The sequence below is a fragment of the Rhodococcus sp. RD6.2 genome (assembly GCF_001040705.1).
GTDB lineage: Bacteria > Actinomycetota > Actinomycetes > Mycobacteriales > Mycobacteriaceae > Rhodococcus_G.
Genome location: NZ_CVQP01000011.1, coordinates 109,655 through 123,762, shown reverse-complemented (window position 1 = coordinate 123,762; position 14,108 = coordinate 109,655). Strand labels below are relative to the sequence as shown.

Annotated in this window: 12 protein-coding genes; 4 read left to right on the top strand and 8 right to left on the bottom strand. The window is 69.1% G+C overall.

The annotated features are described in order from the left end of the window. Nucleotides 1-2: 2 nt before the first annotated feature. The 5 genes from coaD to RHCRD62_RS22975 all read right to left on the bottom strand — a co-directional run bounded on the left by coaD (nucleotide 3) and on the right by RHCRD62_RS22975 (nucleotide 8,758). The gene (coaD, locus tag RHCRD62_RS22995) at nucleotides 3-494 is read right to left on the bottom strand and encodes a pantetheine-phosphate adenylyltransferase (RefSeq protein WP_050067082.1); all 492 of its coding nucleotides are present in this window, start codon (nucleotides 492-494) and stop codon (nucleotides 3-5) included. Next, a complete protein-coding gene (gene rsmD, locus RHCRD62_RS22990; protein ID WP_050067081.1) occupies nucleotides 491-1,054 on the bottom strand; it encodes a 16S rRNA (guanine(966)-N(2))-methyltransferase RsmD in 564 nt (187 codons plus the stop codon). The genes coaD and rsmD overlap by 4 nt, the downstream gene beginning before the upstream one ends. 79 nt (nucleotides 1,055-1,133) lie before the next feature. After that, nucleotides 1,134-4,547 (bottom strand): pyruvate carboxylase, encoded by a 3,414-nt coding sequence (locus RHCRD62_RS22985; RefSeq protein WP_050067080.1) that lies wholly within the window; start codon nucleotides 4,545-4,547, stop codon nucleotides 1,134-1,136. A gap of 151 nt (nucleotides 4,548-4,698) precedes the next feature. Continuing rightward, nucleotides 4,699-7,029 (bottom strand): ATP-dependent DNA helicase RecG, encoded by a 2,331-nt coding sequence (gene recG, locus RHCRD62_RS22980; protein WP_050067079.1) that lies wholly within the window; start codon nucleotides 7,027-7,029, stop codon nucleotides 4,699-4,701. Between the two features lie 76 nt (nucleotides 7,030-7,105). Next, nucleotides 7,106-8,758, bottom strand: a complete 1,653-nt coding sequence (locus tag RHCRD62_RS22975; protein ID WP_050067078.1) for a DAK2 domain-containing protein — start codon at nucleotides 8,756-8,758, stop codon at nucleotides 7,106-7,108. A 214-nt stretch (nucleotides 8,759-8,972) separates the two neighbouring features. Between RHCRD62_RS22975 and rpmB the strand changes: the two genes are divergently transcribed. Beyond that, entirely contained in the window at nucleotides 8,973-9,164 is a 192-nt protein-coding gene (rpmB, locus tag RHCRD62_RS25630) for a 50S ribosomal protein L28 (protein WP_007536895.1), read from the top strand. An 82-nt stretch (nucleotides 9,165-9,246) separates the two neighbouring features. Further along, a complete protein-coding gene (locus RHCRD62_RS22970) occupies nucleotides 9,247-10,044 on the top strand; it encodes an enoyl-CoA hydratase/isomerase family protein (RefSeq protein ID WP_050067077.1) in 798 nt (265 codons plus the stop codon). Between the two features lie 80 nt (nucleotides 10,045-10,124). Here RHCRD62_RS22970 and RHCRD62_RS22965 read toward each other — a convergent pair whose 3' ends face one another. Together RHCRD62_RS22965 and RHCRD62_RS22960 are read right to left on the bottom strand one after the other, a co-directional pair. After that, on the bottom strand, nucleotides 10,125-10,820 hold the full coding sequence (locus RHCRD62_RS22965; RefSeq protein ID WP_050067076.1) for a uracil-DNA glycosylase: 696 nt from the start codon (nucleotides 10,818-10,820) through the stop codon (nucleotides 10,125-10,127). Between the two features lie 66 nt (nucleotides 10,821-10,886). Beyond that, nucleotides 10,887-11,810 carry a thiamine-phosphate kinase gene (locus RHCRD62_RS22960; RefSeq protein ID WP_050067075.1) on the bottom strand — a complete coding sequence of 308 codons (924 nt, stop codon included), beginning with the start codon at nucleotides 11,808-11,810 and terminating at the stop codon, nucleotides 10,887-10,889. 203 nt (nucleotides 11,811-12,013) lie between these two features. Between RHCRD62_RS22960 and RHCRD62_RS22955 the strand changes: the two genes are divergently transcribed. After that, entirely contained in the window at nucleotides 12,014-12,247 is a 234-nt protein-coding gene (locus tag RHCRD62_RS22955; protein ID WP_050067074.1) for an Lrp/AsnC ligand binding domain-containing protein, read from the top strand. A gap of 50 nt (nucleotides 12,248-12,297) precedes the next feature. After that, the gene (locus tag RHCRD62_RS22950) at nucleotides 12,298-12,909 is read left to right on the top strand and encodes a DUF3515 domain-containing protein (RefSeq protein ID WP_050067238.1); all 612 of its coding nucleotides are present in this window, start codon (nucleotides 12,298-12,300) and stop codon (nucleotides 12,907-12,909) included. A 42-nt stretch (nucleotides 12,910-12,951) separates the two neighbouring features. Here the strand turns inward: RHCRD62_RS22950 and RHCRD62_RS22945 are convergent, their stop codons facing one another. Continuing rightward, on the bottom strand, nucleotides 12,952-14,058 hold the full coding sequence (locus RHCRD62_RS22945; protein WP_050067073.1) for a D-alanine--D-alanine ligase family protein: 1,107 nt from the start codon (nucleotides 14,056-14,058) through the stop codon (nucleotides 12,952-12,954). Between the last annotated feature and the right edge of the window lie 50 nt (nucleotides 14,059-14,108).

The window sequence follows — 14,108 nt, the reverse complement described above, 5'->3', positions numbered from 1 at the left end:
GTCTAGCCGGCGGACTTGAGCTCGGTGATCCGGGCCAGCAGGGCCTCGTGCACGTGCGCAGGCAGCATGTCCGCGACGTCGCCGCCGTACTTGGCGACCTCCTTGACGAGCGAGCTGGACAGGTAGCTGTAGCGCGGGTTGGTGGCCACGAACAGGGTGTCGACGCCGGTGAGTTTGTGGTTCATCTGCGCCATCTGGAGTTCGTAGTCGAAGTCGTTCGCGCCGCGCAGTCCCTTGACGATCGCGCTCGCGCCGTTCGCGGTCGCGTAGTCGACGAGCAGGCCCTGCCACGAGTCGACGCGCACGTTCGGCAGGTCGGCCACCGCCTCGCGGAGCATGGAGAGACGCTCGTCGATCGTGAACATCCCCTGCTTGTTCGGGTTGACGACCACGGTGACGACGACTTCGTCGAACTGCACCGCCACGCGAGCGATCACGTCGAGGTGACCATTGGTGACGGGGTCGAAGGATCCGGGGCAGACCGCACTGCTCATGACTGCAGACCGTAACAGGCGATCTCGACGCGGGTGTCGCCGTACCGGCGTGACCGTTCGACCTCGAATCCGTCCGGCCACACCGTTTCCGGCGACCGGGTGGCCCGCTCGACCACGACGAGTGATCCTTCCCCGACCCAGCCCTTCGCGGCGAGATCGGTCAGGACCGAGGTGAGTTCGTCACCCTCGAGCGCGTACGGCGGGTCGAGCATCACGATGTCGTACTCACCGTCGGCGGTACCCGCGACGACGGCGGCCGCGGGCGCGGTCGTCACGACCGCGCCCGCCAGCCCGACCACTGTGATGTTCTCCCGCACGATCGCGGCCGCGCGCGCATTCGACTCGACCATGAGTACGTAACCCGCGCCGCGCGAAAGCGCTTCGAGCCCAAGCGCTCCCGAACCCGCATAGAGATCGAGTACGCGGGCACCGTCGAGGTCCATCCGCGCGGCCAGGGCGTTGAAGAGTGCCTCGCGAACCCGCTCGGATGTCGGACGGGTGCCCCGGGGAGGCACCCGCAGCCGGCGCCCGCCTGCGGCGCCGGCCACGATCCGGGTCACCTCGGCGCCCTGGACGGTGTCACTGCGCGGCCCGCCGCGGCGAACGGTGTCACTGCGCGGCCCGCCGCGGCGAACGGTGTCACTGCGGGCCGTCCTCCTCCGCTGCAACGACGGAGATGACCGCGAGCAGGTCCCCGCCCTCGACCTGCTGAACGGGTCCGATCGCAAGCCGTGAGACCGTGCCACCGCGGGTCGCGGTGATCGCGGCCTCCATCTTCATCGCCTCGATGGTCGCGACGGTGTCGCCGGCCGCAACCTTCTGACCGTCGGCGACGACGAGCGTGACCACGCCGGCGAACGGCGCAGCGATGTGGCCCGGGTTGCCGCGGTCGGCCTTCTCCGCGGCGGGGACCTCACTGGCGATGGACCTGTCCCGCACGGACACCGGCCGCAACTGGCCGTTGAGGATGCACATGACCGTGCGCATGCCGCGTTCGTCGGCGTCCGAGATCGCTTCGAGGCCGATCAGCAGTTCGACACCCGGAGCGAGCTCGACCCGATGCTCCTCACCGCGGCGCAGCCCGTAGAAGAACTGGTTCGCCGACAGCCGCGACACGTCGCCGTACTTGTCGCGGTGTTCGATGAACTCCTTTGCCGGGCCCGGGAACAGCAGCCGGTTCAACGTGGCGCGCCGATCCTCGGGTGCTCCGACGAGTCCGGCTTCGTCGGCCGGGGTGAGCGGAGTCTCCGGCTTCGCTGCGCCGCGACCCTCGAGGGCCTTGGTACGGAACGGCTCCGGCCACCCACCGGCCGGGGTGCCGAGTTCGCCCCGCAGGAATCCGACGACCGAGTCGGGAATGTCGAAACCGGCAGGGTTGCCCGCGAACTCGTCGCTCGAAACGCCCGCTCCGACGAGATGCAGGGCGAGATCACCGACGACCTTCGACGACGGGGTCACCTTGACGAGCCGGCCGAGCATCCGGTCGGCGGCCGCGTACTTCGCCTCGACCTCCTCGAACCGGTCGCCGAGGCCGAGTGCGATCGCCTGCTGACGCAGGTTCGACAGCTGACCACCGGGGATTTCGTGGGTGTAGACGCGGCCGGTCGGTGCGGGCAGCCCGGACTCGAACGGCGCGTACACCTTTCGCAGCGCCTCCCAGTACGGCTCGAGGTCGCACACGGCCTGCAGATCGAGACCGGTGTCGCGCGGAGAGTGCGCGGCGGCGGCGACGATCGCCGACAGCGCGGGCTGGCTGGTGGTGCCCGCCATCGCCGCGCTGGCGCCGTCGACGGCGTCCGCACCGGCCTGCCAGGCAGCCAGGTAGGTCGCGAGCTGACCACCGGGCGTGTCGTGGGTGTGCACGTGCACCGGGAGGTCGAAGTTCTTCCGCAGCGCCGTCACCAGCGTGGCCGCGGCGGGTGCGCGCAGCAGACCCGCCATGTCCTTGATGGCGAGAACGTGAGCGCCTGCGTCGACGATCTGCTCGGCCAGCTTGAGGTAGTAGTCGAGGGTGTAGAGGTTCTCGTTCGGGTTCGACAGGTCGCCGGTGTACGACAAGGCGACCTCGGCGACCGCGGTGCCGGTCTCGCGGACCGCGTCGATCGCGGGACGCATCTGGTCGACGTTGTTGAGCGCGTCGAAGATCCGGAAGATGTCGACGCCGGTCGCGGTGGCTTCACGGACGAACGCCCGGGTCACCGTCTCCGGGTACGGGGTGTATCCGACGGTGTTGCGGCCACGCAGCAACATCTGCAGGCAGATGTTCGGCATCGCTTCGCGCATCGCCGCGAGGCGCTCCCACGGGTCCTCGTGCAGGAACCGCAGCGCCACGTCGTAGGTCGCACCGCCCCACGCCTCCACCGACAACAGCTCGGGCGTCATCCGGGCCACGTGACCGGCAACGGTGAGCAGGTCTCGGGTACGCAGCCGGGTCGCGAGGAGCGACTGGTGCGCGTCGCGGAAGGTGGTGTCGGTGACGGCGAGTGCGTCCTGGTTGCGCAGTGCGGCCGCGAAACCCTCCGGTCCGAGCTCGAGCAGCCGCTGCTTCGATCCGGCAGGCGGCGGCGACTTGAGGTCGATCGCGGGGAGCTTGTCGTGCGGGTACACCGTCGACGGGCGGTCACCGTGCGGCTTGTTCACCGTGACGTCCGCGAGGTAACGCAGAATCCTGGTGCCTCGGTCCGCGGAGGCGCGGGAGGTCAGCAGTTCCGGACGCTCCTCGATGAACGAGGTGGTGACCTTGCCTGCGCGGAAGTCAGGGTCGTCGAGAACCGCCTGCAGGAACGGGATGTTCGTCGCGACACCGCGGATGCGGAACTCGGTGACGGCACGACGGGCACGGGCGACCGCCGCGGGCAGGTCGCGTCCGCGGCAGGTCAGCTTCACGAGCATGGAGTCGAAGTAGGCGCCGACCTCCGCGCCCACCATGGTGCCGCCGTCGAGACGGACACCCGCACCACCCGGCGTGCGGTAGCCGGTGATGCGGCCGGTGTCGGGGCGGAACCCGTTCGCGGGATCCTCCGTCGTGATCCGCAGCTGCAGCGCCGCGCCGCGGATGGTGATCGAATCCTGGCTCAGGCCAAGGTCTTCGAGCGTCTCACCGGATGCGATGCGCAACTGCGCCTGCACCAGGTCGACGTCGGTGATCTCCTCGGTGACGGTGTGCTCGACCTGGATGCGCGGGTTCATCTCGATGAAGACGTGGTTGCCACGGGTGTCGAGGAGGAACTCGACCGTGCCCGCGCACGAGTACCCGATCTGCTTGGCGAACGCGACGGCGTCCGCGCAGATCTTCTGCCGCAATTCCTCCGGCAGGTTCGGCGCCGGCGCCAGTTCGATGACCTTCTGGTGCCGTCGCTGGACCGAGCAGTCACGCTCGAACAGGTGGATGACGTTGCCCTGGCCGTCGGCGAGGATCTGCACCTCGATGTGACGGGGATCGACGACCGCCTGCTCCAGGAACACCGTCGGATCACCGAACGCGGACTCCGCCTCGCGCGCGGCGGCCTCGATCGACTCCCGCAGCTGGGAGCGCTCGGCGACGCGTCGCATACCGCGACCGCCACCGCCCGCGACGGCCTTGACGAAGATCGGGAACTCCATCGATTCCGACGCGGCGAGCAGTTCGTCGACGTCGGCGGACGGCGCCGACGACTCCAGGACCGGCAGGCCTGCGGCCTTCGCCGCGGCGATCGCGCGGGCCTTGTTGCCGGTCAGTTCCAGGATCTCCGCCGACGGTCCGACGAAGGTGATGCCCTCGGCGACGCAGGCGGCCGCGAGGTCGGGATTCTCCGAGAGGAAGCCGTAGCCGGGATAGATCGCGTCGGCACCCGCCTTCTTGGCGGCCGACACGATCTCGGTGATCGACAGGTACGCCCGCACCGGGTGGCCCTGCTCACCGATCTGATAACTCTCGTCGGCCTTCAACCGGTGGACCGAATTGCGGTCCTCGTACGGAAAGACAGCCACTGTTCCCGCGCCCAGCTCGTAGGAGGCACGGAATGCCCGAATCGCGATTTCGCCGCGATTGGCAACCAGAACTTTTGAGAACATCGCTGAAAACTACCCTTGCTTTCAGGACGCGGGAGGTACCGCGTTCCAACATCCGGGAATCTCCCGCACGTTCGGACACCTGTAACGATGCAGTCACGCTACCGTCCCTGACCGCACAAAACGACGCCGGGCACGGTGAGGTTTTCCGGGCCTACGACATGTCGAGGTATTCGACGCCCTTCGCGTCCAGTCCGGCGGTCACCATCGACGCCAGCCCCGGATGCCGCGTCAGCTCCGGATCCTCCGCGACGACACGATGCGCGAACGCGCGGGCCGTCTCGATGACCTCCTCGTGGTCGAGCAACGACAGCAGTCGCAGCGTGGTCCTGGCGCCCGACTGCGCGACGCCGAGAACGTCGCCCTCCCGCCGCTGCGCCAGATCGAGCTGCGCGAGCTCGAAACCGTCGTTCGTCGAAGCCACTGCGCTCAGTCGCCGGTACGCGGGCGACTCGGGCCGCGTTCCCGTGATGAGGATGCACAGACCCTGATGGGCACCGCGACCGACACGGCCCCGCAACTGGTGCAGCTGGCTGACACCGAAGCGGTCGGCGTCGAGGATCACCATCACCGTCGCGTTGGGCACGTCGACACCGACCTCGACGACCGTCGTGCAGACCAGGACGTCGATGTCGCCTGCGTTGAAGGCCGCCATCACGGCGTCCTTCTCGTCGGACGGCAGCCGGCCGTGCAGCAGGCCCACCCTGACCGATGCCAGCGGGCCTGCCTGCAACTGCTCGTACACGGCGACGGCGGCCGCCGTCTGCGGTGCGTCTCCCTGCTTCTTCTTCGCCTTGCCAGGGCTGGGCCGCGGCGCGGGCTCCGGCGCTCTTCCCGTGGCGAAGAATTCGTCCAGATCGAGGTCCGCGAACTCGCCGTCCCCTTCGTCGTCACCGTCTCCGATCCGCGAGCAGACGACGTACGCCTGCCTGCCCTCGGCGACCTCTTCACAGATTCGGGCCCACGCCCGGTCCACCCACGCCGGCTTGTCGGACGCGGAGACCACGTTGCTGACGATCGGCGACCGGCCCCGCGGCAACTCGCGCAGCGTCGAGGTCTCCAGGTCGCCGAGCACCGTCATCGCGATCGTTCGCGGGATCGGGGTCGCGGTCATCACCAGGACGTGGGGACTGGAGCCGTCGCGCGCCCGGCCTCGCAACGCGTCACGCTGCTTCACGCCGAAGCGATGCTGCTCGTCGACGACGACCATCCCGAGGTCGAAGAACTCGACGTTGTCCTGGATCAGGGCATGCGTACCGATGACGATGCCCGCGTCGCCGACCAGCGCCTCGTTGAGCGCGGCACGCTTCGCCGCGGTCGACATGGACCCTGTCAGCAGTGTGACCCTGGTCGCGTGGTCGGCCGCTCCGAGTTCCCCGGCCGTCGCGAGGTCGCCCAGCATCCGCCGCATCGAGCGGGCGTGCTGCGCTGCGAGCACCTCGGTCGGAGCGAGGAGCGCGCACTGATGGCCCGCATCGATCACCTGCAGCATCGCCCGCAGCGCAACGATGGTCTTTCCCGAACCCACCTCGCCCTGCAGCAGCCGGTTCATCGGGTGGGGACGTGTGAGGTCGGCCGAGATCTCCTCGGCCACCGCGACCTGACCGTCGGTGAGGGTGAACGGCAATTCAGCGTCGAACGCGGCCGCGAGACCGCCGGCGCGGGGCGGGCACGAGGGTGCTACCCGCTCGTCGACGGCATGCCTGCGCTGCGCGAGCACCAGCTGCAACGCCGCCGCCTCGTCGAAGCGCAGCCGCTCCCGCGCGCGCTCGACGTCATGCTTGGTCTCCGGCTGATGGACGAGGCGCAGCGCCTCGTCCAGGCCGATCAGGTCCAGATCCCGACGGGTCGCCTCAGGCAGTGGGTCGGGGACGACGTCGAGCTGGTCGAGCACCTGCCGCACACAGCGCGCGATCGTCCAGGTCTCCACGTCCCTGGTGGAGGGATAGATCGGGATCAGTTCCCGGTCGAAGATCTCCATGTCGATCCCGGAATTCTCATCCTGCGTGCTGCGGGCCATACCTGCGAGTTCCCCGGACCCGCGGACCCGTCCACCGATGGTCGGTTCACCGTCCCCGGTCGGCAGGATCAGGTAGCTGGGGTGGGTCAGCTGCAGTTGCTCGCGGAAGTACTTGGCGGTACCCGAGAACATCGCCCGAACGCCCGGCTTGATCGCATGCGCGACCTTGTGCGGATTGAAGAAGGTGGCCTCGACGCGCTGCGTGTCCGAAGACAGCACGGTGCGGAGCATCTTGCCGCTCCGGCTCTTGAACGAGACGACGTCGGCCTTCACGACGGTCGCGACCATCGTGATGTGCTCGCCCTCGGGCGGCTTCTTCTCGCCCAGTTCGGCACCCTGCGTCGCGTACCGGTTCGGGTAGTGCCGAAGGAGGTCCTCGACCGTGTGGATGTCGAAGTCGGCAGCCAACGGCTCCGCAGCCTTCGCACCGAGCAGGTGGTCGAGGCGATCGCTCAGCGCTGCCATGGGTTCGTCTCTCCGCTCACAGGCACAGTCCTACTCCTCGGCACCGACGTGTTCTCGGGCAGCTACCCGGCGTGGGTCACTCCACACCCACCTGGACGAGGTCGGTGTCCTGCCCGCCGGGGTAGACCAGCACCTCGACTCCCGGGTGGTTGTTCGAGACGTGGTCGGCGAGCGCGTCGCCGAGCCCGTCCGGCGCCTGCGCCCCGATCAGCAGCGTCACCAGTTCGCCACCGACGCCGAGCACCTGGTCGAGCAGCCGGCGGCCCGCCTCGACCGCATCACCGGCGATGACCACGACCTCGTGCCCGATCAGTCCGAGCCCGTCCCCCGCCTCGCAGGTGCCCATCAACGTCAGCGACCGCTCCCGCGCGACTCGAACCGACCCCCACCGCGTCGACGCCGCTGCCTCCGACATCGCGAACCCGTCGTCCACGGCGGGGCGGCGGGTGTCGTGCACGGCCAGCGCGGCCAGGCCCTGCACCATCGACGACGTGGGCAGCAACAACACGGAGCGGCGGTCGTCGCGAGCGAGCGCGCCGACCGTCAGCAGTTCCTGCGCGGGCAACGCCCCGTTCGGCATCACGAGCACCTCGGTGCAGCTCAGCTGCCGGATCGCTTCGAGCAATTTCTCGGGTGTGACCTGCTCGTCGCAACGGATCACCTCCGCTCCCTCGGAAGCGAAGAGCTCGGCCGCGCCGTCACCCGCCACGACGGCGAGGATGCAGCGGCGGCCCGGCACGGACACCGCCGAACCGGTGTCACCCCGGACCAGGTCGAGCGCGAAGCAGTCGATCCTGATGTCGTGGACCCGCCCGGCGGCGAGCCCCACTTCGACGGCGGCACCGGCGTCGTGGCAGTGCACGTGGACCGACCAGGATCCGTCGCCGTCCCCGACGACGATCACCGAGTCACCCACTTCGCCGAGTCGTGTGCGCAGTTCCGCGACGCGGGCCGCGTCCGTGTCCGCCACGAGGTACATGACCTCGTAGTCGAGGGTGTGCTGCGTGGAGTCGTGAGTCGTTCCGTGGCCGTGGCCGTGATCGTGGGTGTCGTGTTCGGGTCCCGCGTCGATGTCTACCTGCGCGACGAGCGTGAGGCCGGAGCGATCGGGTGTCACCCCCGTGACGACACCCACCAGGGCGTCGAGGATCACGACCAGACCCAAACCGCCGGCGTCGACGACTCCTGCGCGGCCGAGTTCCGCGAGTTGGGTGGGCGTGTGGGCAAGCGCTGCTGCGGCTCCCGACGCGGCCGCCGACACGACTCCCGCGAGATCGGTGTCGTGCGGGCATGCGCTCGCCGCCACCGCCGCCTCGCGGAGAACCGTCACGATCGTCCCTTCGACCGGGATGCTGATCGCGTCGGTCGCCAGGACCGTCGCCTGGTCGAGCGCCGTACACACCGTCCTGGCGTCCAGGTGTCCGATGCGCGCGACGTCGGCGATACCCCGGAGAACCTGCGACAGGATCACACCCGAGTTGCCCCGCGCTCCCGCGACCGCACCGCGTGCGAGCGCGGCGGCCACGTCGGCGACGGACCCGTCGGCCGACGCCGCCGAGTCTGCCGCGGCACGCATGGTGAACAGGAGGTTGGTACCGGTGTCCGAATCGGGTACGGGAAACACGTTGAGCCGATTGATGTCCTCGCAGCGGCTGGTCAGACCGTCGACGCAGATACCCGCCCAGCGGCGTAACGCCTCACCGTCCACCCTCTGCAGCGCTTCGAGCACCTCGGTTCCGTCCCTCCGCCCTTCTTCGGTATTGTCGGTGCCGCAAGATTAGCCGCAGGCTTTGTCAGCCCGCTCACCGCGAAGTGTCACGCACCACCGGTTTGGTCATTCGGCACTGTTCCGGCTAATCTGGCAGGGTTGCCCGGCACGGGTCACGTCAGTGTTCCGTGTTCGCAACTGAATCCATCCGCATCACATCAAGGAGTTCGCGACTATGGCTGCCGTCTGCGACGTATGCGCCAAGGGACCCGGCTTCGGTAAGTCGGTCTCGCACTCGCACCGGCGTACCAACCGTCGCTGGAACCCGAACATTCAGACTGTCCGGGCCCAGGTCGGATCCGGTACGCGCCAGAAGCTCAACGTGTGCACCTCCTGCCTCAAAGCAGGCAAGGTCGTCCGCGCCTGATCTTCCATATCATCACGACCGATGCCCGGCACCTCATGGTGCCGGGCATCGGTCGTTTGCGGTGCTTCGTTATTGTGCTGAAGTGACTACACTCGACGGCTTCAGCCATGTCGGCCTCGACGGCGACGTCCTCCGGATCGCCATCGCCACCGCAGCAAACGGCACCGCTCTCGACTTCGACTGCGTGGACGAGGGAACGGCTGCGCTGCGCGCACTCGCTGCCGGGGAGATCGCGGCAGGCGCGGTACTGCTCGTCGGCGACGGCGCGAACTTCTGCGCAGGCGGCAATGTCCGGGACTTCGCCGGGGCACCCGATCGCGCTGCCTTCCTCCTCGACATCGCCAACCGGCTGCACGACTTCGTTCGACTCCTCGCGGCCACCACCGTTCCGGTCGTCGCCGCAGTACAGGGTTGGGCGGCCGGTGCCGGCATGAGCCTGGCGTGCGCGGCCGACATCGCGATCGGCGGCGAATCGACGAAGCTGCGCGCGGCGTACCCCGGTGTCGGCCTCACGCCCGACGGAGGGATGTCGTTCACGTTGCCGCGCATCGTGGGTGCCCGGAAAGCGGCCGAACTGATCCTCTCCGACACGATCATCGATGCGGACGAGGCCGTTCGCCTCGGCATCCTCAGCCGGCTCGTCGCCGACGACGAGGTCAAGGACGAGGCACTGAAGGTCGCTGCAGGATTCGCGGCAGGCCCGACCAGTTCGTACGCGGGCATCAAGGCGTTGCTCGCCAGGTCCGGGGAGTCGACGTTGTCGGATCAGCTCGATGCCGAAGCCGCGTCCATCTCGGCAGCAGCGGCAGGTCCCACCGGCCGCGAAGGCGTCGATGCCTTCGTCGAGAAGCGTCGCCCCGACTTCGCCGCCACCCGCTGACGCCCGCCGTGACGGTGTGAACGGAACGGTCAGGCCCTCTCAGAGCCTGGCCGTTCCAGTTCACACCAGCGGGAGCGCGGTCAGGGCAGGCGCCAGTCCACGGGCTTCTCGCCCATCTCCTCGAGGAGAGTGTTGACGCGGCTGAAGGGCCTGGACCCAAAGAAGCCGCGAGAGGCGGACAGCGGCGACGGGTGCGCGGATTCCACATACGGGGTGTCGCCGAGCATCGGCTTCAGTGTCGCCGCATCACGACCCCACAGGATGGCTACGAGCGGACGCCTCACCCCACTCGGGTCGGTTCGGGCGACGAGGGCGTGGATCGCCTGCTCGGTGACGTCTTCCCAGCCCTTGCGTCGATGTGACGCGGCCTGGCCGGGTTGCACGGTCAGCACCCTGTTCAGCAGCAGCACCCCCTGCTGCGCCCACGGAGTGAGGTCTCCGTTCGACGGAGTCGGCAGACCGAGGTCGGTGCCCAGCTCGGTGTAGATGTTCACCAGGCTCCGCGGGACGGGCCGGACGTCGGGGGCGACGGAGAAGCTCAGTCCGACGGCGTGGCCCGGCGTGGGATAGGGGTCCTGCCCGACGACGAGGACCCGTACGTCGTCGAAGGGCTGCGCGAAGGCGCGCAGGACGTTCTCGCCTGCCGGGAGATAACCACGACCGGCCGCGACCTCGTCGCGGAGGAACTCTCCGAGCTCGGAGATCCGTCCGGCAACCGGTTCGAGCGCCGTCGCCCATCCGGGGTCGACGAGTTCGGCGAGTGGACGCGGCGCCATCACGCGATCCTGGTGTGGGGCTGGACGAGCGCAGCGACGGGGAATGTAGTCGACATGGGGCTCACCCTAGCGGGACTCGGGCGGGCCGAAACTCTCCCAGCCGACCGGACCGGTCCATTCCCGGCCACCGACGTGGACACCCGCACCGCCGGCGACTACGCCGATGCGACGCCAACCGTCCGGAAGCTCGATGTCCGGCGGGAACGTGGCCGCGAGAGCGTGGTCCTCTCCCCCGGTCAGGACCCATACGACCGGGTCGGTTCCGAGGTCCGCTGCCGCCGCGTGCAGCGGCGGATCCGGTTCGAGCGCAGCGGAATCGAGGTCGATCTGCACACCCGACGCGGCACAGATGTGACCGAGGTCGGCGAGCAGGCCGTCCGAGACGTCCGTCATCGCGGTGGCACCCGACTCTGCCGCGGACGGGCCGCACGAGTAGGGCGGATCCGGGACCTGATGTGCAGCAACGACTTCGGCATGCCCGTCGACTCCCGCCACCAGGACAGCCAGTCCTGCGGCCGACCATCCGAGCCGACCCGCCACCGCCACCTGGTCACCGACGCGCGCCGTCGACCGCAACACCGCGTCGCGTCCGCCGAGGTCGCCCAGAACGGTGATCGACAACACGATCTGGTCGGACTGCACGGTGTCTCCCCCGACGACACCCGCACCGAGACGCGACGCCTCGGACCAGATCCCGTCCGTCAGCGCGTCCGCCACCGCGACCGGCGTATCGGGCGGGCAACCGAAGGAGACGAGAAACGCTGTGGGCCGGGCACCCATCGAGACGATGTCGGCGCCGTTCTGCGCCACCGCCTTTCGTCCGACCTGCTCCGGTGTCGACCAGTCCAGCCGAAAGTGCCTGCCCTGCACCAGCATGTCCGACGACACCACCACCCTGCCGTCCGCTGCCCGAACGACGGCCGCGTCATCGCCCGGACCGAGGAGGGTCGTGTCCGGCTGGGACCGTCCGGACACAGCGCGGTCGATCACGGCGAACTCGCCGATGTCCGCGACGGTGGCGTCGGCCTGGCGGGGGTCGCGGGCGGAATCGGGTGTGTCGATGACGGACCTTTCGTAGAAATCTGTCGCGGTACCCTGGGAATCGACCGGGACAAGACCCGGCCGAGATACGGACCAGGGCCATCGCGACTCTACCGAGACCGCGACGCGCTGGGCCGGGAAGGGACCTGGCGGTGGCGCAGGCATACATCCTGATCCAGACCGAGGTGGGCAAGGCCACGACGATTGCCGAGCGGATCCGGCAGTTGCCGGGAGTGATCACCGCGGAGGACGTCGTCGGCCCCTATGACGTGGTCGTGCGGATCGACGGGAACGGCGACCCCGGGTCGTCCCCGGCCCTGACCGGAATCCAGCAGGTTGCGGGCATCACCAGAACCCTGACCTGCGAGGTTCCCGCGCGAGCGTGACCCCCGCCGACCACCCCGACCCCAGTGAACGAACGGCACAGAACAGCATCGTGAACAACTCCGAACCCGACACCACTCCTACCGCCGACAGTCCGGCATCCGACCCCGACACCCGCCGCAGTCCCGCCCTGATCGCCGTGGCGGTCGCACTGCCCGTCGCGTTGGTCGTCGGCATCGTCGTCGCAGCGGTCCTCGCGAATCGCAACCCCACCCTCGATCCCGTCGCACTCGGGACAGTCCCGGCGCCCGCCGCGACGTCGGCCGAGTGCACCGCACTGATCGACGCGGTCCCGGACCGCCTCGGCGATTTCGAGCGCGCCGAACTCGTCGATCCCGCACCCGACGGCGCCGCGGCGTGGCAGTCCGTCGATGCGCAGGAGATCGTGTTGCGGTGTGGCCTCGACCGGCCGGCGGAGTTCGACGCCGCCAGTGCGCTGCAGGTCGTGAACGGGGTGCAGTGGTTCGAGGTTCCCGGCGACGAGGGCTTCGACGCCAGCACCTGGTTCGCCGTCGATCGTGGCGTCTACGTGGCGCTGACCGTGCCGCACGGCCTGGGCCCGACGCCGTTGCAGGACGCATCGGACGCGCTCGCCGGTGCGCTCGAGGCGAAGCCGATCGACCCGGCCCCGCTTCCCGCCGTCACTCCGACGCCCGGCTCCTGACAGCGCTCGCCGCGGCCGGCTTCCCGGCCGCGGCGAGGAGCGTCAGCGCAGGCCGGTTCCGCGCGCGAGCGCGGTGTCGACGAGCGTCGCGACCAGCGTGCGGTAGTCGACGCCTGCGGCGTCCCACATCCGGGGGAACATCGAGATGGACGTGAACCCGGGCATCGTGTTGATCTCGTTGATGACCGGACCGTTGTCGGTGACGAAGAAGTCGACCCGTGCCAGGCCCTGGCAGTCGAGTGCGGCGAAGGCCTTGACGGCGATCGCACGGATCTCGTCGGCGACGGAGTCGTCGAGCTTGGCCGGGACGTCGAACTCGCAGATGTCGTCGAGGTACTTGGTGTCGAAGTCGTAGAAGGCGCCGTCGTCGTCGGTCAGCTCGGGCATCCGGATCTCCGCGACCACGCTGGCGCGGACCGACCCGTCGGGGAACTCGAGTACGCCGCACTCCACCTCGCGGCCGACGATGGCCGCTTCGACGATGACCTTCGGGTCGTGCGCCCGGGCGTGCGCGATCGCGGCGTCAAGTCCGTCCCAGGTCGTGACGCGGGTGATGCCGATCGAGGAACCACCGCGTGCGGGCTTGACGAACACGGGCAGCCCGAGCACCTCACGGTCCTGCTCGGACACCGTCGCGACGCCCGGTCGCAGGACGACCTGGTGTCCGATCGGCAGGCCCTCGGCGGCGAGAAGCTTCTTCGTGAATTCCTTGTCCATGCCCGCGGCACTCGCGAGGACACCGGGTCCGACGTACGGCAGCCCGGCGAGCTCGAGCATTCCCTGAATGGTGCCGTCCTCGCCGTACGCACCGTGCAGGATCGGGAACACGACGTCGACCGAGGCCAGCACCTGCCCGGCCTGCTCGGAGTCGAGCGCGACGACTGCGCCGCCGCGGGTGGGATCGACGGTGAGTGTCAGCGCCGATCCCGACGCGTCCACCGTCGGGAGCGAACGCCCGTCCATGACGAGGGCGGCGGGATCGGATTCACCGAGCACCCAGGACCCGTCGTGCGTGATGCCGATGGGCACCACCTCGTAGACCTCGGGGTCGAGATTGCGGAGCACACTTCCGGCGGACACACAGGACACCGAGTGCTCGCTGCTGCGACCACCGAAGACCACCGCGACCCGGGTACGAGGATTGTTCACCCGGAAACCCTAGCGTCGACGGGCCCCGTGCGTCATTCCGGCAGGTCACG

Bases quoted from the DNA above. Each gene is read 5' to 3' on its own strand.
- coaD (WP_050067082.1), bottom strand. From the start codon at position 494: ATGAGCAGTGCGGTCTGCCCCGGATCCTTCGACCCCGTCACCAATGGT.
- RHCRD62_RS22985 (WP_050067080.1), bottom strand. From the start codon at position 4,547: ATGTTCTCAAAAGTTCTGGTTGCCAATCGCGGCGAAATCGCGATTCGG.
- recG (WP_050067079.1), bottom strand. From the start codon at position 7,029: ATGGCAGCGCTGAGCGATCGCCTCGACCACCTGCTCGGTGCGAAGGCT.
- rpmB (WP_007536895.1), top strand. From the start codon at position 8,973: ATGGCTGCCGTCTGCGACGTATGCGCCAAGGGACCCGGCTTCGGTAAG.
- RHCRD62_RS22965 (WP_050067076.1), bottom strand. From the start codon at position 10,820: ATGGCGCCGCGTCCACTCGCCGAACTCGTCGACCCCGGATGGGCGACG.